15 protein-coding genes are annotated in these 16,465 nt (G+C 68.0%); 11 read left to right on the forward strand and 4 right to left on the reverse strand.

Going from position 1 to position 16,465, the window contains the following annotated elements; translation table 11 throughout:
- Positions 1-69: 69 nt before the first annotated feature.
- The 3 genes from EV685_RS09965 (at position 70) to EV685_RS09975 (ending at position 3,417) form a co-directional block, all read left to right on the forward strand.
- A complete protein-coding gene (locus EV685_RS09965; protein WP_130481875.1) occupies positions 70-1,608 on the forward strand; it encodes a histidine kinase in 1,539 nt (512 codons plus the stop codon).
- Entirely contained in the window at positions 1,605-2,264 is a 660-nt protein-coding gene (locus EV685_RS09970; protein ID WP_130481876.1) for a response regulator transcription factor, read from the forward strand. The genes EV685_RS09965 and EV685_RS09970 overlap by 4 nt, the downstream gene beginning before the upstream one ends.
- A gap of 163 nt (positions 2,265-2,427) precedes the next feature.
- Complete coding sequence (locus tag EV685_RS09975; RefSeq protein WP_130481877.1) at positions 2,428-3,417, forward strand: PQQ-dependent catabolism-associated beta-propeller protein; 990 nt, start codon at positions 2,428-2,430, stop codon at positions 3,415-3,417.
- A gap of 128 nt (positions 3,418-3,545) precedes the next feature.
- Here EV685_RS09975 and EV685_RS09980 read toward each other — a convergent pair whose 3' ends face one another.
- Positions 3,546-4,670 carry a calcium:cation antiporter gene (locus EV685_RS09980; RefSeq protein WP_130481878.1) on the reverse strand — a complete coding sequence of 375 codons (1,125 nt, stop codon included), beginning with the start codon at positions 4,668-4,670 and terminating at the stop codon, positions 3,546-3,548.
- Between the two features lie 198 nt (positions 4,671-4,868).
- On the opposite strand from EV685_RS09980, the gene EV685_RS09985 reads away from it, so the two are divergent.
- Complete coding sequence (locus tag EV685_RS09985; RefSeq protein ID WP_130481879.1) at positions 4,869-6,053, forward strand: acetyl-CoA C-acyltransferase family protein; 1,185 nt, start codon at positions 4,869-4,871, stop codon at positions 6,051-6,053.
- Positions 6,054-6,127: 74 nt separating this feature from the next.
- Here the strand turns inward: EV685_RS09985 and EV685_RS09990 are convergent, their stop codons facing one another.
- Positions 6,128-6,433: an antibiotic biosynthesis monooxygenase family protein gene (locus tag EV685_RS09990; protein WP_130481880.1), complete on the reverse strand. Its 306-nt coding sequence runs from the start codon at positions 6,431-6,433 to the stop codon at positions 6,128-6,130.
- Between the two features lie 130 nt (positions 6,434-6,563).
- On the opposite strand from EV685_RS09990, the gene EV685_RS09995 reads away from it, so the two are divergent.
- Both EV685_RS09995 and EV685_RS10000 read left to right on the forward strand, forming a co-directional pair.
- Complete coding sequence (locus EV685_RS09995; protein WP_130481881.1) at positions 6,564-7,112, forward strand: YaeQ family protein; 549 nt, start codon at positions 6,564-6,566, stop codon at positions 7,110-7,112.
- Between the two features lie 91 nt (positions 7,113-7,203).
- Positions 7,204-8,844 carry a peptide chain release factor 3 gene (locus tag EV685_RS10000; protein ID WP_130481882.1) on the forward strand — a complete coding sequence of 547 codons (1,641 nt, stop codon included), beginning with the start codon at positions 7,204-7,206 and terminating at the stop codon, positions 8,842-8,844.
- Between the two features lie 48 nt (positions 8,845-8,892).
- Here the strand turns inward: EV685_RS10000 and EV685_RS10005 are convergent, their stop codons facing one another.
- Positions 8,893-10,056: an alpha-hydroxy acid oxidase gene (locus EV685_RS10005; RefSeq protein WP_130481883.1), complete on the reverse strand. Its 1,164-nt coding sequence runs from the start codon at positions 10,054-10,056 to the stop codon at positions 8,893-8,895.
- 87 nt (positions 10,057-10,143) lie between these two features.
- Positions 10,144-11,079 carry a LysR substrate-binding domain-containing protein gene (locus tag EV685_RS10010; protein ID WP_130481884.1) on the reverse strand — a complete coding sequence of 312 codons (936 nt, stop codon included), beginning with the start codon at positions 11,077-11,079 and terminating at the stop codon, positions 10,144-10,146.
- 305 nt (positions 11,080-11,384) lie between these two features.
- Between EV685_RS10010 and rpsL the strand changes: the two genes are divergently transcribed.
- The 5 genes from rpsL to rpsJ all read left to right on the forward strand — a co-directional run bounded on the left by rpsL (position 11,385) and on the right by rpsJ (position 16,347).
- Complete coding sequence (gene rpsL / locus EV685_RS10015) at positions 11,385-11,759, forward strand: 30S ribosomal protein S12 (RefSeq protein WP_130482345.1); 375 nt, start codon at positions 11,385-11,387, stop codon at positions 11,757-11,759.
- 187 nt (positions 11,760-11,946) lie between these two features.
- Entirely contained in the window at positions 11,947-12,417 is a 471-nt protein-coding gene (gene rpsG / locus EV685_RS10020; protein ID WP_130481885.1) for a 30S ribosomal protein S7, read from the forward strand.
- Positions 12,418-12,502: 85 nt separating this feature from the next.
- Positions 12,503-14,605 (forward strand): elongation factor G, encoded by a 2,103-nt coding sequence (fusA, locus tag EV685_RS10025; RefSeq protein ID WP_130481886.1) that lies wholly within the window; start codon positions 12,503-12,505, stop codon positions 14,603-14,605.
- Positions 14,606-14,753: 148 nt separating this feature from the next.
- On the forward strand, positions 14,754-15,944 hold the full coding sequence (tuf, locus tag EV685_RS10030) for an elongation factor Tu (protein ID WP_130481887.1): 1,191 nt from the start codon (positions 14,754-14,756) through the stop codon (positions 15,942-15,944).
- Between the two features lie 91 nt (positions 15,945-16,035).
- Positions 16,036-16,347 (forward strand): 30S ribosomal protein S10, encoded by a 312-nt coding sequence (gene rpsJ, locus EV685_RS10035; protein ID WP_019561663.1) that lies wholly within the window; start codon positions 16,036-16,038, stop codon positions 16,345-16,347.
- Positions 16,348-16,465: the final 118 nt, after the last annotated feature.

Consider the following 16,465-nt stretch of genomic DNA (forward strand, 5'->3'; position numbering starts at 1 on the left):
AGCGTCAGGGGCAAGACCGGGATTATCCCGGCCGTCCAGACCCCCTGGGCTCGGGCACCATCGCCGCCGATGAGCTGGAGCCCGCCCTTCGATCTGCCGCGCCTGGTGATGCGGCGTGCCTTTGCCACCGGCCTGGCGGGCTTGCTGCTGGCCGCCGCGCTGGGGCTGATGCGGGTCAACCAGAACATTGCCGAAGAGGTCGATGCCGCGATGTCGCTGGCCAGCGTGATGGCGCGGCTGGGCGCGCTCGATCAGGTCGACGACCGCAGCGCCCTCGCCAGCGTGCGCGAGACGCTGGCCCAGGAGGGCCTGCGCCACCTGACGCTGCACATTGTCGACAGCCACGGCCGGGTCATCCTGCGCCCCCTGCCACCGCCGCCCGACCCCGGCCCGCTGGGCTGGCTCTACGAGCTGCACCGGCAGACCCTGTCGGCGCCCGATGGTCGCCGCGCCACCTGGGCCGTGCGGCGGCCCGATGGCGGGCGCTGGGTGGTCTCGCTGGCGGCCTCGCACGAGAGCGAGCGCATCGAGGCCCTCAACGACCTGGCCGGCGCGCTGGCATTGCTGCTGGCCTGCTTCGGTGCGCTGCTGCTGGCGATGGCCTGGAACGTGCGCCGCGCCTTCGCGCCACTGACCGCGCTGCTGGCCGCCATCGGCCGGCTCGAACACCAGGACGACACCGGCGTGCGCCAGCTGCCACGCATGCCGATCCGCGAGCTGGAATCGATCGCCACCGCCCTGCGCGCACTGGTGCAGGCGCTCGATGCGGCCGAGTCCGAACGGCGCGTGCTCAGCCAGCAGGTGCTGACGCTGCAGGAGGACGAGCGCCACCACCTCGCGCGCGAGCTGCACGACGAGTTCGGCCAGCGCCTGACCGCCCTGCGCCTGGACGCCGCCTGGCTCGGCCGCCGGCTGGCCGACCAGCCCGAACTGCATGGCGTGGTCACCGGCATGGCCGAACGCTGCGCCGAGGTCCAGCGCGACATCCGCGACCTGCTGGTGCGGCTGCGCCCGCTCGGTCCGGTCGACGACGGCGATGACGACGAGTCCAGCCTGCTGCCCCTGGCGCGGCTGGTGCAGTTGCTCGACAGCCTGGTCGCGGGTTGGCAGGCCAGCGCCCGTGGCGATGGGGAAGGCGAAGGCGCTGCGGCACAGGACAGCGCCGCGCCGACCCGATGGCGCCTGACGCTGACGCAGATCGGCCACCCGGCGATGCTCGGGGCGCTGGCCTTGCCGCTCGATCCGGCGGTCGCCGCGTCGACCCGGATCCCGCGCGACCTGGCGCTGGCGGTCTACCGCATCAGCCAGGAAGCCCTGACCAATGCCGCCCGCCATGCCGGCGCCCGCGAGGTCGAGCTGTCGCTGACGCTCGGACTCGTGAGCCAGCCGCCGACGCTCGAATGGTCGGTGCAGGACGATGGCATCGGCCTGCCCGACGCGGCGCTGGCCCGCCAGCGGGGCAATGGCCTGGGCGGCATGCAGGAACGGGTCTGGGCCTTGGGTGGCACCTGGACGGTCGGGCCGGCGCACGCGGCCGACGGATCTGCCGGATCGACCCGGCCCGGCCTCAGACTGTCCGCCCGCCTGACCTGGAAACCCACCCCATGACGCTCCGTGAGACCAGCCCTGACACGCCCCCGACGGCACCGGCGCGGCTTGCGCTGGTCGACGATCACGCCATCGTCCGGGCCGGCTACGCCCGCCTGATCGAGCTGGAGGACGACCTCGTGGTGAGCGCCGAGTTCGGCGACTCCGAACAGGCGCTCGCGGCACTCGCCGGCCCGCTGCGCGGTCGCATCGACCTGCTGGTGCTGGACCTGTCGATGCCCGGCCGCAGCGGCCTGGAACTGCTGCGCAGCATCGTGCGCGCCGGCCTGCCGCTGCCGGTGCTGGTGGTCTCGATGCACGACAGCGCCGCGCTGGTCACGCAGTGCCTGCAGGCCGGTGCGCGCGGTTTCGTCTCCAAGAGCGCCGATCCGCAGGCCCTGATCGACGCGCTGCGCCGGGTCCTGCGCGGCGACCTGGTGCTGCCACCGGGCCACGGCGAGCCGGCGCTGCGCCCTCCTCACCACGACCTGACCGCCCGCGAGGTCGAGGTGCTGCGCCGCTTGCTGACCGGCATGGCCTTCGAGGAGATTGCCCATCAGCTCGGCGTGAGCGAGAAGACCGTGTCCAACCACCAGACCCAGATCCGCCAGAAGCTGGGCGTGGGCAACGCCGTCGAGCTGCTGCACTACGCACGCAGCCATGGGCTCATGCCGTGAGCCCCACGCGGGTGTTCCGGACCGGCGCCGCCTTGCTCCAGAACGACGCACCGTCGCCCGCAGGCATCGGGACTTTCCATCGATCAGGAAGATTTCCCTGGTGGCCCGTGAGACCGGTCGCTACGGTAGAGCCCACGTTCAACGCTCAACGACGTCCACCAACATGACCACTGCCCGCCGCGCCCCCGTCACCCTCGCCCTGCTGGCCCTGGCCGCATCGGCCACCTTCTCCGGCGCCAGCCTGGCGCAAGGCGTGGCCTATGTGTCGAGCGAGAAGGACAACACCCTGTCCGTGTTCGACCTCGCCACCCAGGCCGTCACGGGCACCGTCGCCACCTGCAAGCGCCCGCGCCACATGCGCACGACGCCCGATGGCAAGCAGCTGGTGGTCGCCTGCGGCGATTCCGGCGAGGCCGACGTGATCGACCTGTCCACGCGCAAGTCGGTCGGCCGCATCGACCTGGGCGAAGACCCGGAGATCTTCGACCTGTCGCCCGATGGCAAGACGCTCTACGTCAGCAATGAGGAAGACGCCGAGATCGGCGTCATCGACGTCGCCAGCGGCAAGCGCAGCAAAGCCGTCAAGGTCGGTCAGGAACCCGAGGGCGTGATCGTCAGCCCGGACGGCAAGAAGGTCTACGCCACCTCCGAGGTCGCCAGCATGGTCCACGTGATCGACACGGCCACTGGCAAGGTCACGCACAACATCAAGGTCGGCAAGCGCCCGCGCCGCTTCGCCATGACGCCCGATGGCGCGCAACTCTGGGTCAGCAACGAACTGGGCGCCAGCGTGAGCGTGATCTCCACGGCCGACAACAAGGTGATCGAGACGATCAAGTTCGCCGTCAAGGGCGCCCGCGCCAGCGACATCACGCCGGTCGACGTCAAGATCAGCGCCGACGGCAAGCGCGCCTATGTCGGCCTGGGCAATGCCAACCACGTCGCCTTCGTCGACGTGGCCACCCGCAAGACGACCGACCTGGTGCTGGCCGGCAAGCGGGCCTGGGGCCTGGGTCTGAACAAGGCGCAAGACCGCCTCTACGTCGCCAACGGCTTGTCCGATGACCTGACGGTCATCGATACCGGCGCGGCCAAGGCGCTGAAGACCGTGCGTGTCGGCCGCGTGCCGCACAGCGTGGTGGTGGTCGAGTGACGGCGCGCAACGATTGAAGGTTGGACGACGGGGCTGCCTGCCCGGGTGACGGACCCGGCGGCGGGTGACAAGGGCGGGCGCATGGCGTCCGCCCTTGTCACGTCTGCCCTTGTCACGTCAGGGGCGGCTCAGGGAAAGACGGCCAGGAACAGAAAGACCGCGAACAGCACGAGGTGGACGGCGCCCTGCAGCACCGTGGCGCGGCCGCGTCCCAGCGTCAAGGTGCCGACCATGAAGGTCAGCACCAGCATCACGATGGCGCTGGCATCCAGGCCGAGCACCAGCGGATGCGGATAGAACAACGACAGCACGGCGACCGCCGGGATGGTCAGCCCGATGCTGGCCAGCGCCGAGCCGATCGCCAGGTTCAGGCTGGTCTGCAGCCGGTTGTGTGCGGCTGCGCGCACCGCCGCCCAGGTCTCGGGCAGCAGCACCAGCAAGGCCACCAGCACACCGACCAGCGACTGCGGCGCCCCCAGCGCGCTGACACCGGCCTCCAGGCTGGGCGCCAGGGTCTTGGCCAGACCGACGACGCCGACCAGGCAGACCATCAGCAGGCTCAGCGCGACCCAGGCGACCGCCGCGCTGGGCGGCTCGGCATGGGCGCTGGCATCCGCCAGGTCTTGCGCATCGGCCGGCAGGAAGTAGTCGCGGTGGCGCACCGTCTGCACGAACACGAAGACGCCGTAGAGCGCCAGCGACACTACCCCGGCAAAGGCCAGCTGCGGCCCGGAAAACGTCGGCCCCGGCGTGCTGGTGGTGAAGACGGGCAGCACCAGCGTCAAGGTGCACAAGGCGGCCAGCACCGCCAGCGACGGGCTGGTGCCCTCGACCCGGAAGGCCAGCACGCCGTGGCGGATGCCGCCCACCAGCAGGCACAGGCCGACCACGCCGTTGCAGACGATCATGACGGCAGCGAACACCGTGTCGCGCGCCAGCGCACTGGCCGAGGCGCCACCGGCCAGCATCAGCGAGACGATCAGCGCCACCTCGATCACCGTCACCGCCAAGGCCAGCACCAGCGTGCCGAAGGGCTCGCCGACCCGGTGGGCAACGACCTCGGCGTGGTGGACCGCCGACAGCACCGCCGCGATCAGACCAGCCGCCGCCAGCAGGACCGCCCACCAGGCCTGCGAGCCAAGGCCCTGCAGCGCCACCAGCAGGACCAGCGCCAGCGCCGGCAGTTGCAGGCTCCACATCGGCAAGGCGTGCGGAAGCCGGGAAGCGATCGACGGGCGGGGTGGGCTGCTCATGCCAAAAGCATACGGGAGGGGGCCGCAGCGGGGCGCGGGCGGCGGCAGATGTCCCCGGGTCGGCGGCATCGGGCATGATGTCGGCCGTCGTCAGGCCGCTGTACCCGGGCCGGCGTATGGTCCCGAATCACGGTTCCTGATCGCACGGAACCTGAATTCCGTTCCCGTCACTCCCCCGATTTCCAGCAGGAGACTCACATGAGCAAGCGCGACGTCGTCGTTCTGGGCGCAGCCCGTTCCGCCATCGGCACTTTCGCGGGTTCGCTCGCCGACATGGAGCCGGCCGACCTGGCTGGCGCGGTCATGAAGGCCACGGTCGAGCGTTCGGGCGTCGACCCGAAGTCGATCAACTACGTGACGGTCGGCAACTGCATCCCGACCGAAAGCCGTTATGCCTACGTGGCCCGCGTGGCCTCGATCCAGGCCGGCCTGCCGATGGACTCGGTCGCCATGGCCGTCAACCGGCTGTGCTCGTCGGGCCTGCAGGGCATCGTCACCACGGCGCAGAACATCCTGCTGTCGGACTGCGACTACGGCGTCGGCGGCGGCGTCGAAGTCATGAGCCGCGGCGCCTACCTGTCGCCGCAGATGCGTTCGGGTGCCCGCATGGGCGACGCCAAGATGCTCGACGCGATGGTCGCCGTGCTGACCGACCCGTTCGGCGTCGGTCACATGGGCATCACCGCCGAGAACCTGGTGACCAAGTGGGGCATCAGCCGTGAAGAGCAGGACGCCGTGGCCGTCGAGTCGCACCGCCGCGCCGCGCTGGCCATCGCCGAAGGCCGCTTCAAGAGCCAGATCGTCCCGATCGTCAAGCAGACCCGCAAGGGCGAAGTGACCTTCGACACCGACGAGCACGTCAAGGCCAGCACGACGATGGAGACGCTGGCCAAGATGAAGCCGGCGTTCAAGAAGGACGGCTCGGTCACCGCCGGCAACGCCTCGGGCATCAACGACGGCGCCGCCTTCCTGGTGCTGGGCGACGCCGCCCGCGCCTCGGCCGACGGCCACAAGCCGCTGGCCCGCCTGGTGTCCTACGCCGTCGCTGGCGTGCCCAACGACGTGATGGGCGAAGGCCCGATCCCGGCCACCAAGATCGCCCTGAAGAAGGCCGGCCTGACGCTCGACCAGATCGACGTGATCGAGTCCAACGAAGCTTTCGCCGCTCAGGCGATCGCCGTGGCGCGTGGCCTGGAGTTCGACCTGTCCAAGGTCAACCCCAACGGCGGCGCGATCGCCCTGGGTCACCCGGTGGGCTGCTCGGGCGCCTTCCTGGCGGTCAAGGCCATCTACGAGCTGCAGCGCACGCAACAGCGCTACGCGCTGGTGACGATGTGCATCGGCGGCGGCCAGGGCATCGCGGCGATCTTCGAACGCCTGTGATCCACGTCCGATCCGTCGGACGCATCAATAACAAAGGGGCCTCTGGCCCCTTTTTTCATGCGGCGGCGGACGCCTCAGTCGGCCGACTTCGCCAGCAGGTCGAAGTGCTCCACCACCGGCGGCTGCGCGAAGAAGGGGCCGACGATGGCGCGCCACTGCGCAAAGGCCGGCGACTCGCGGAAGCCGACGGTGTGGTCCTCCAGCGTGGCCCACCAGATCGTCAGCAGGTAACGCTCGGGCGACTCGATGCCCTTGTGGACCTTGAAGCCGTGAAAGCCCTTGGCATGGGCGATGACGGTGGCCAGCCCGTGCTGGATGGCGGCATCGAACTCGGCCTGGCGGCCAGGCTGGATGCGGATGTCGGCGACTTCGAGAATCATGGTGGGGCTCCTGATGGGGCGTGGGGCGTTGGGGCGTTGGGGTGTTGAGTAGAGGCCGACGGCGCGGTTCGGCAAGGCCGGCATCGTAGCGAGGCCGGGTCGCCCGGGACCCCCCACCTAGAATCCCCCGATGGCCATACGCTCCACCATCCACAAGGCCGAACTGGCCATCGCCGACATCGACCGGGGCTACTACGCCGACCACGCGCTGACGATCGCGCGGCATCCATCCGAGACCGAACAGCGGCTGATGGTGCGCATCCTGGCCTTCATGCTCCACGCCGACGAGCGCCTGACCATGGCCGGCGACATCTCCACCGACGACGAGCCTGCCCTCTGGCAGCGCGACGACACCGGCGCGGTGCTGCACTGGATCGAGGTCGGCCTGCCCGATGAACGGGTCATCCGCAAGGCCTGCGGCCGGGCCGACCGGGTCACCGTGCTGACCTATGGCGCACGCAAGGCCGAGGCCTGGTGGGCCGACAACAAGAACACGCTGGCGCGCCACCGCAACCTGACGGTCGACTTCCTCAACGAGCCCGCCTGCGAGGCGCTGACCGCGCTGGTCGACCGCTCAATGCGGCTGTCGGCCACGATCCAGGACGGCCACATCCTCGTCAGCACCGCCAAGGGAAGCGCCGAGCTGGCGCTGGAGCACTGGCAGGCGCCGCCTGCCTGATTCAAGCGGCGGCAAGCACCGCTGGCGGCGCTGCGAGAATCACGGGTTCGCCCGATGACACCGGGCCCTGCAGACCCCAGAGCGCGCCGCCATGACCACCGAGACCTCCGCCGCACCGACCGACCCGCTGGCCCGCGAGATCCGCCGCCGCCGCACCTTCGCGATCATTTCGCACCCCGACGCCGGCAAGACCACGCTGACCGAGAAGCTGCTGCTGTTCTCGGGCGCGATCCAGATCGCCGGTTCGGTCAAGGCCCGCAAGGCCAGCCGCCACGCCACGTCCGACTGGATGGAAATCGAGAAGCAGCGCGGCATCTCGGTGGCCTCGTCGGTGATGCAGATGGAGTACGGCGACTGCGTCATCAACCTGCTCGACACCCCCGGCCACCAGGACTTCTCGGAAGACACCTACCGCGTGCTGACCGCGGTCGACGCCGCGCTGATGGTGATCGACGCGGCCAACGGCGTCGAACCGCAGACCCGCCGCCTGCTGCAGGTCTGCCGGGCCCGCAACACGCCCATCCTCACCTTCATCAACAAGATGGACCGGGAGGTCAAGGACCCGCTGGCCCTGATGGACGAGATCGAGCAGGAGCTGGGCATGACCGTCGTGCCCTTCACCTGGCCGGTCGGCATGGGCAAGGTCTTTCGCGGCGTGATGGACCTGCGGGCCGACCAGATGCGCCTGTTCGCACCCGGCGAGGACCGCGTCGGCGGCGACGAGGAAACGCTGCACGACCTCCAGGACCCCGTCCACATCGAACGTTTCGGCGCCCCCTTCGAGCAGGCCCTGGGCGAAATGGAGCTGGTGCGCGACGCCGCGCCGTCCTTCGACCACGCCGAGTTCCTGTCGGGCAAGCAGACGCCGATGTTCTTCGGTTCGGCGATCAACAACTTCGGCGTGCGCGAGGTGCTGGACGCGCTGGTCGAGTTGGCCCCGCCGCCCGGCGCGCGCACCGCGATCGAGCGCACCGTGCAGCCCGACGAGGGCAAGTTCAGCGGCGTCGTCTTCAAGGTCCAGGCCAACATGGACCCGGCCCACCGCGACCGCATCGCCTTCGTGCGCGTGTCCTCGGGCAAGTTCATCCGCGGGATGCGGCTCAAGGTGGTGCGCAACGGCAAGGAGATGCGCCCGCAGACGGTGGTGAGCTTCCTGTCGCAACGCCGCGAGCTGGTCGACGAGGCGGTGGCCGGCGACATCATCGGCATCCCCAACCACGGCGTGCTGCAGCTCGGCGACACGCTGACCGAGGGCGAGGCGCTGCACTACACCGGCCTGCCCTTCTTCGCGCCGGAAAGCTTCCGCACCGTCGAGATCAAGGACCCGCTGCGCAGCAAGCAGCTGCGACAGGGCCTGCAGCAGCTCGGCGAGGAAGGCGCGATCCAGGTCTTCAACCCGGTCTCGGGCGGCTCGCTGATGCTGGGCGCGATCGGCCAGCTGCAGTTCGAGGTGGTGCTGCACCGCCTCAAGAGCGAATACGGCGTCGAGGCCCGGCTGGACCCCTGCCGCTTCACGCTGGCGCGCTGGATCACCAGCACGGACGAGGCCAAGCTCAAGCGCTTCATCGAGTCCGAACCGCTGCGCATCGCCCACGACGTAGTCGGCGCTCCGGCCTTCCTGGTGCAGTACAGCTCGGACCTGCGGGTGACGCAGGAGCGGGTGCCCGACATCCAGTTCCACGCCATGCGCGAGCACTCCGGCCGCGTCTTCGGCGCCGCACCGACGCTCTGAACGGACAAGCCGCCCGAAGGCGGCTCTCTGGATGGCGTCGCAGCGGGCTCAGTCGCGCGGCGCCACCGGGTAGGTGCCCGGCACCAGGATCGAGCGGTCGACGTTGACCAGCTTGGTGTGGCCGCAGAAGGCCATGGTCACGTCGAGTTCCTTGTGCAGGATCTGCAGCGCCTTGCTGACGCCGGCCTCGCCCATGGCGCCCAGGCCGTAGACCATGGCGCGGCCGATCATCGTGCCGCGTGCGCCCAGGGCCCAGGCCTTGAGCACGTCCTGGCCGCTGCGGATGCCGCCGTCCATCCAGACCTCGACCTTCGAACCCACCGCGTCGACGATGGCCGGCAGCGCATCCAGGCTGGCCGGCGCACCGTCGAGCTGGCGACCGCCGTGGTTGCTGACCACGATGGCATCGGCACCGGCCTGCGCGGCCAGCACGGCGTCCTCGACCTCCATGATCCCCTTGAGGATGAGCTTGCCGCCCCAGCGCTCCTTGACCCAGGCCACATCGGCCCAGGACAGGCGCGGGTCGAACTGCTCGTTGGTCCAGGCCGACAACGAGCGCATGTCGCTGACACCCTGCACATGGCCGACCAGGTTGCGGAAGGTGTGGCGGCGCGTGCCGGCCATGCCCAGGCACCAACGCGGCTTAGTCATCAGGTTGACGATGTTGGCCAGCGTGGGCCGCGGCGGTGCGGTCAGGCCGTTCTTCAGGTCCTTGTGACGCTGGCCGATCACCTGCAGGTCCAGCGTCAGCACCAGCGCGCTGCACTTCGCGGCCTTGCAGCGGTCGATCATGCGGGCCATCGCCTCGCGGTCACGCATCATGTAGAGCTGGAACCAGAAGGGCGCGGTGGTGTGCTCGGCGATGTCCTCGATCGAGCAGATGCTCATCGTCGACAGCGTGAACGGGATGCCGAACTTCTCGGCCGCCCGCGCGGCATGGATCTCGCCGTCGGCGTGCTGCATGCCGGTCAGGCCAACCGGGGCGATCGCCACAGGCATCTTCGCGGCCTGGCCGATCATCTCGACGGCGGTGCTGCGGTTCTCCATGTTCACCGCCACGCGCTGACGCAGCTTGATGCGGGCAAACGCGCTCTCGTTGTCGCGGTAGGTGCCCTCGGTCCACGAGCCCGAATCGGCGTAGTCGTAGAACATGCGCGGCACGCGTTTCTCGGCCAGCACGCGCAGGTCCTCGATGTTGGTGATCACGGGCATGGCGGGTCTCCTCGGGTGTTTGATGTGGGATGGGCAGCAGGCGCCGCGATGCTAGCGAGCGCCCCGCCCAGGTCGCCGGAAAGAAATTCAGGCGCGACCGGAAAGCGCGGCGTGGCCTTGCGCGACAGCCGCCTCGCAGACGCTCGCCAGCCAGTCGGCAAAGGCGGCAGCGGCGAGGTCGCCCGACCGGATGCGGACCTGGTACTGCTGCGCCGGCCGAGCCGGCAGGTCGAACAGCGCACACAGTTCGCCCCGCTGCAGCCAGCCGCGTGCCAGCGACGGCCGCACCAGCGCGACGCCCTGGCCACCGAGCGCGGCTTCGAGCGTCAGGCCCAGGTCGACCAGGCGCGGGCCGTCGACGGGCTCGGGCCAGTCCAGCCCGGCCGCGCGGAACCAGGGCTGCCACGGCTCGACCGGGGTGCGCAGCAGCGGCCAGCCCGCCAGATCGGCGGGCAGGCGCGGCCGGCCGTGGCGCTCGATCAGCGCCGGGCTGGCGGCCGGCAGCACCGCCTCGTCCATCAGCAAGGCCATGCCCGGCGAGCCAAGCGGGCCGTGGCGGACCTCGACATCGGCTTCGACCCCGGCGCCGTCCTGCAGATAGGGAATGGACAGCACCACCTCCAGCTCGACCTCCGGATGCATGGCGGTCCAGGCTGGCAAGGCCGGCACCAGCACATGGCGCGAGAAGGTCGGCGGCGCGCTGACCCGCAGCGTGCGCCGGCGCTGTCGGGCCCGCTGATGCAGCGGCACGGCCGCCAGCAGGCCGAGCGCGGCGCGCACCTGGCCGAGGTATTCCTTGCCCAGCGCGGTCAAGGTGAGCGCTCGCCCACCGCGCGAGAGCAAGGCCGCGCCGAGCAGGTCCTCCAGCGTCGCGATGCGCTTGCTGACGGCGCTGGCGGTGACGGCAAGTTCGTCAGCCGCCCGCTCAAAGCTGCCCAGCCGCGCAGCGGCCTCGAAGGCACGCAAGGCCTCGATCGACGGAAATCGCAGGTCAGCGGACGGTGGCAGCACGGGCTCGTTCATGTCCCCACTCTAGAGGACGCCCCGCCGCTCGGCCGTCCGGGCGCTCCGCCTTGCCACGTTTTTGAGCAGCCCCCTATAATCGCGAGCTTTTCGCTCGGTCCATGGACGACAACTGGCTACACATCCTTGGCTACAAATCCTTGGGTGCATCCAGCCAGACCGAACGGGGACGCGACACCAGAAGCCAGGGCCATGCCCCGAAGCCTGCGACGGCCATGAGCCGCACGCAGGCTTTTCTGCTGGTCGAGACCCGGGCACCGCGCGAGAAGAACCACCACGTAACTTCAAACGGGAACAAGTTACCCATGCCAACCATCAATCAGCTCGTGCGCCACGGCCGTGAGGTCGAGCCCACGAAATCCAAGTCACCTGCGATGCAGAACTGCCCGCAGCGACGCGGCGTCTGCACCCGCGTGTACACCACGACCCCGAAGAAGCCGAACTCGGCGCTCCGGAAGGTCGCCAAGGTGCGCCTGACCAACGGTTTCGAGGTCATCTCGTACATCGGCGGTGAAGGCCACAACCTGCAGGAACACAGCGTCGTGCTCGTGCGCGGCGGCCGTGTCAAGGACTTGCCGGGTGTGCGCTATCACATCGTGCGCGGTTCGCTCGACCTGCAAGGCGTCAAGGATCGCAAGCAGTCGCGTTCCAAGTACGGCGCCAAGCGCCCGAAGAAGTGATCGTCTGATCATCATCCCGTCACGCCGCATCGTCACGATAGGCGCCCGACGGAACCAGCGGCAGCCGACCCATTGGGGCGTGTCTGTCGAGTAAGCGGATGTCCAGGCTTGTGAGTGACATCTCGGTGGCAGCAGGGGCGCAGGACGCGCACCGCAGCAACCCGCTGAAGCCTCGAAAGGAATAGAAATGCCACGTCGTCGCGAAGTACCGAAGCGCGAGATCCTCCCGGACCCGAAGTTCGGTTCGGTGGACCTGTCCAAGTTCATGAACGTGATCATGGAATCGGGCAAGAAGGCCGTCGCCGAACGCATCATCTACGGTGCGCTCGAGCAGGTCGAGAAGAAGGCCGGCAAGGATCCGATGGAGATCTTCCTGACCGCGCTGAACAACGTGAAGCCCATGGTCGAAGTGAAGTCCCGCCGTGTCGGTGGTGCGAACTACCAAGTTCCCGTGGAAGTTCGCCCCATCCGCCGGATGGCCTTGGCCATGCGCTGGCTGAAGGAATCGGCCCGCAAGCGCAGCGAGAAGTCGATGGCCCAGCGCCTCGCCAACGAGCTGCTCGAAGCCTGCGAAGGCCGTGGTGGCGCGATGAAGAAGCGCGACGAAGTGCACCGCATGGCCGAAGCCAACAAGGCGTTCTCGCACTTCCGTTTCTGATCCGGTCAACCCGACCTTGAACCCCCCGGCTGCCCCATCCGGTCCGATCGACCGGCCAGGGCGGCCTTCGTATTTGGAGTGACACATGGCTCGCCAGACCCCCATCGAGCGGTACCGCAACATCGGTATCTCGGCCCACATCGACGCCGGCAAGACCACCACCACCGAGCGCATCCTGTTCTACACGGGTGTGAACCACAAGATCGGTGAAGTCCACGATGGCGCGGCCACGATGGACTGGATGGAGCAGGAACAGGAGCGCGGCATCACGATCACGTCGGCCGCGACGACCTGCTTCTGGAAGGGCATGGACCTGTCCTACCCCGAGCACCGTTTCAACATCATCGACACCCCCGGACACGTCGACTTCACGATCGAGGTCGAGCGTTCGATGCGCGTGCTTGACGGCGCGTGCATGGTCTATTGCGCCGTGGGTGGCGTGCAGCCCCAGTCGGAAACCGTCTGGCGCCAGGCCAACAAGTACAAGGTTCCCCGCCTCGCGTTCGTCAACAAGATGGACCGCACCGGCGCGAACTTCTTCAAGGTCGTCGACCAGATGAAGACGCGCCTGAAGGCGAACCCCGTGCCCATCGTGATCCCCATCGGCGCCGAAGAGAACTTCAAGGGCGTCGTGGACCTGATCAAGATGAAGGCCATCTTCTGGGACGAAGCGTCCCAGGGCATGAAGTTCGACTATCAGGACATCCCCGCCGAACTCGTGGCCGAAGCGCAGAAGTGGCGCGAAAGCATGATCGAGGCCGCCGCCGAGTCCAGCGAAGAGCTGATGAACAAGTACCTGGAAAGCGGCGAGCTGACCGAGGAAGAGATCAAGCTGGCGATCCGTCAGCGCACGATCGCGACCGAGATCCAGCCGATGCTCTGCGGCACCGCGTTCAAGAACAAGGGCGTGCAGCGCATGCTCGACGCCGTGATCGACTTCCTGCCTTCGCCGGTGGACATCCCCCCGGTCAAGGGCACGGACGACGACGAGCAGGAAACCACCCGCCGCGCAGACGACAGCGAGAAGTTCGCCGCGCTGGCCTTCAAGCTGATGACCGACCCGTTCGTCGGCCAGCTGACCTTCGTGCGCGTCTATTCGGGCGTGCTGGCTTCGGGCGCTTCCGTCTTCAACCCGATCAAGGGCAAGAAGGAACGCATCGGCCGCATCCTGCAGATGCACGCCAACCAGCGTGAAGAAATCAAGGAAATTCTGGCCGGTGACATCGCCGCCTGCGTGGGCCTGAAGGACGTGACCACGGGCGAGACCCTGTGCGATCCGGACGCCATCATCACGCTGGAAAAGATGGTCTTCCCGGAGCCGGTGATCTCGCAGGCCGTCGAGCCGAAGACCAAGGCTGACCAGGAAAAGATGGGCATCGCGCTGGGTCGCCTGGCTGCTGAAGATCCGTCGTTCCGCGTGCGCACCGACGAAGAGTCTGGCCAGACCATCATCTCGGGCATGGGCGAGCTGCACCTGGAAATCATCGTCGACCGCATGAAGCGCGAGTTCGGCGTGGAAGCCAACGTCGGCAAGCCGCAGGTCGCCTACCGCGAGACCATCCGCTCGAAGGTCACGGAAGTCGAAGGCAAGTTCGTTCGCCAGTCGGGCGGCAAGGGCCAGTACGGCCACGTCGTGCTGACCGTCGAACCGCAGGAAGCCGGCAAGGGCTTCGAGTTCGTCGACGCGATCAAGGGCGGCGTGGTGCCGCGCGAGTTCATCCCCGCCGTCGAGAAGGGCCTGATCGACACGCTGCCCAACGGCGTGCTGGCCGGCTTCCCGATCGTCGACGTCAAGGTGACGCTGACCTTCGGTTCGTACCACGACGTGGACTCGAACGAAAACGCCTTCAAGATGGCGGCTTCGATCGGCTTCAAGGACGGCTGCCGCAAGGCCAGCCCGGTCATCCTCGAGCCGATGATGGCCGTGGAAGTCGAGACGCCTGAAGACTACGCCGGCACGGTGATGGGCGACCTGTCCAGCCGCCGCGGCATGGTCCAGGGCATGGACGACATCCCGGGCGGTGGCAAGGTCATCAAGGCCGAGGTTCCGCTGTCGGAAATGTTCGGCTACTCGACCTCGCTGCGTTCGGCCACCCAGGGCCGCGCGACGTACACGATGGAGTTCAAGCACTACTCCGAAGCCCCGCGCAACGTGTCCGAAGCGATCATCACCGCTCGCGCCAAGTAAGCAGTACCCGCGGCCGCCTGAGACGGGCGGCCGCACTTCGTGCGGTCTCCGCAGCGCCAGCCTCCGATTGCCCGTGCCCGGGGGATCCACAGCGCCGCGAGAGACCTAAAACCGCCCACGGGCATTGTTCTTTGATCAGGAATCTGACATGTCTAAAGAAAAGTTTGAACGGACCAAGCCGCACGTCAACGTCGGCACCATCGGCCACGTCGACCACGGCAAGACCACGCTGACCGCAGCGATCACGACCGTGCTGTCGAAGAAGTTTGGCGGCACCGCCAAGGCCTACGACCAGATCGATGCAGCGCCCGAAGAAAAGGCCCGCGGCATCACGATCAACACCGCGCACGTCGAGTACGAGACGGCCAACCGTCACTACGCGCACGTGGACTGCCCGGGACACGCCGACTACGTCAAGAACATGATCACGGGTGCGGCGCAGATGGACGGCGCGATCCTGGTGTGCTCGGCCGCTGACGGCCCGATGCCCCAGACCCGCGAGCACATCCTGCTGAGCCGCCAGGTGGGCGTGCCTTACATCATCGTCTTCCTGAACAAGGCCGACATGGTGGACGACGCCGAGCTGCTGGAGCTGGTGGAAATGGAAGTCCGCGAGCTGCTGAGCAAGTACGACTTCCCCGGCGACGACACCCCGATCGTCAAGGGTTCGGCCAAGCTGGCGCTGGAAGGCGACACGGGCGAGCTGGGCGAGCAGGCCATCATGAAGCTGGCCGATGCGCTGGACAGCTACATCCCGACGCCCGAGCGCGCCGTGGACGGCGCCTTCCTGATGCCGGTTGAAGACGTGTTCTCGATCTCGGGCCGCGGCACCGTGGTGACGGGCCGTATCGAGCGCGGCATCGTCAAGGTCGGCGAGGAAATCGAGATCGTCGGCATCCGCGACACCCAGAAGACCACCTGCACCGGCGTGGAAATGTTCCGCAAGCTGCTGGACCAGGGCCAGGCTGGCGACAACGTCGGCATCCTGCTGCGCGGTACCAAGCGCGAAGACGTGCAGCGCGGCCAAGTGCTGTGCAAGCCGGCTTCGATCAAGCCGCACACGCACTTCACGGGTGAGGTCTACGTGCTGAGCAAGGAAGAAGGCGGCCGCCACACGCCGTTCTTCAACAACTACCGCCCGCAGTTCTATTTCCGCACGACCGACGTGACCGGCTCGATCGAGCTGCCGAAGGACAAGGAAATGGTCATGCCCGGCGACAACGTGTCGATCACCGTCAAGCTGATCGCCCCGATCGCGATGGAAGAAGGCCTGCGCTTCGCCATCCGTGAAGGCGGCCGCACCGTCGGCGCCGGCGTCGTTGCCAAGATCATCGAGTAAGTCTTTGCATGGCCGCCGGACGATCCCCAGCGGGTCGGCCGGCGTCCTGTATCGGCGGCCGCAAGGCCACCCTGCTCTTTAAGGAATCACCATGCAAAAGCAAAAGATCCGCATCCGCCTGAAGGCCTTCGATTACAAGCTGATCGACCAATCGGCTCTGGAAATCGTCGACACGGCCAAGCGCACCGGCGCGATCGTCAAGGGCCCCGTGCCGCTGCCGACCCGCATGCAGCGCTTCGACATCCTGCGTTCGCCGCACGTCAACAAGACCTCGCGCGACCAGTTCGAGATCCGCACCCACCAGCGCCTGATGGACATCGTCGACCCGACGGACAAGACCGTCGACGCGCTGATGAAGCTGGACCTGCCGGCTGGCGTGGACGTCGAGATCAAGCTGCAGTGATGCAGCCGCGCTGAGTCCGGCCCAGCCGGTCCTCGGTGCACACAACCCCTGTCGGGCTTAGGCCTGACAGGGGTTTTTTGTTTTTCCGGCCCAACTGTCCAACCCGGCACGGATCCTG

Source organism: Sphaerotilus mobilis, from assembly GCF_004216565.1.
GTDB classification, from domain to species: Bacteria; Pseudomonadota; Gammaproteobacteria; order Burkholderiales; family Burkholderiaceae_C; genus Sphaerotilus; species Sphaerotilus mobilis.

What these genes read in the sequence shown, in the direction of transcription:
- EV685_RS09965 (WP_130481875.1), top strand. Translation starts at nt 70, where the DNA reads ATGAGCTGGAGCCCGCCCTTCGATCTGCCGCGCCTGGTGATGCGGCGT.
- EV685_RS09985 (WP_130481879.1), top strand. Translation starts at nt 4,869, where the DNA reads ATGAGCAAGCGCGACGTCGTCGTTCTGGGCGCAGCCCGTTCCGCCATC.
- rpsJ (WP_019561663.1), top strand. Translation starts at nt 16,036, where the DNA reads ATGCAAAAGCAAAAGATCCGCATCCGCCTGAAGGCCTTCGATTACAAG.
- rpsG (WP_130481885.1), top strand. Translation starts at nt 11,947, where the DNA reads ATGCCACGTCGTCGCGAAGTACCGAAGCGCGAGATCCTCCCGGACCCG.
- fusA (WP_130481886.1), top strand. Translation starts at nt 12,503, where the DNA reads ATGGCTCGCCAGACCCCCATCGAGCGGTACCGCAACATCGGTATCTCG.
- EV685_RS09975 (WP_130481877.1), top strand. Translation starts at nt 2,428, where the DNA reads ATGACCACTGCCCGCCGCGCCCCCGTCACCCTCGCCCTGCTGGCCCTG.
- EV685_RS10010 (WP_130481884.1), bottom strand. Translation starts at nt 11,079, where the DNA reads ATGAACGAGCCCGTGCTGCCACCGTCCGCTGACCTGCGATTTCCGTCG.
- tuf (WP_130481887.1), top strand. Translation starts at nt 14,754, where the DNA reads ATGTCTAAAGAAAAGTTTGAACGGACCAAGCCGCACGTCAACGTCGGC.
- EV685_RS09980 (WP_130481878.1), bottom strand. Translation starts at nt 4,670, where the DNA reads ATGAGCAGCCCACCCCGCCCGTCGATCGCTTCCCGGCTTCCGCACGCC.
- EV685_RS09995 (WP_130481881.1), top strand. Translation starts at nt 6,564, where the DNA reads ATGGCCATACGCTCCACCATCCACAAGGCCGAACTGGCCATCGCCGAC.
- EV685_RS10005 (WP_130481883.1), bottom strand. Translation starts at nt 10,056, where the DNA reads ATGCCCGTGATCACCAACATCGAGGACCTGCGCGTGCTGGCCGAGAAA.
- EV685_RS10000 (WP_130481882.1), top strand. Translation starts at nt 7,204, where the DNA reads ATGACCACCGAGACCTCCGCCGCACCGACCGACCCGCTGGCCCGCGAG.
- rpsL (WP_130482345.1), top strand. Translation starts at nt 11,385, where the DNA reads ATGCCAACCATCAATCAGCTCGTGCGCCACGGCCGTGAGGTCGAGCCC.
- EV685_RS09970 (WP_130481876.1), top strand. Translation starts at nt 1,605, where the DNA reads ATGACGCTCCGTGAGACCAGCCCTGACACGCCCCCGACGGCACCGGCG.
- EV685_RS09990 (WP_130481880.1), bottom strand. Translation starts at nt 6,433, where the DNA reads ATGATTCTCGAAGTCGCCGACATCCGCATCCAGCCTGGCCGCCAGGCC.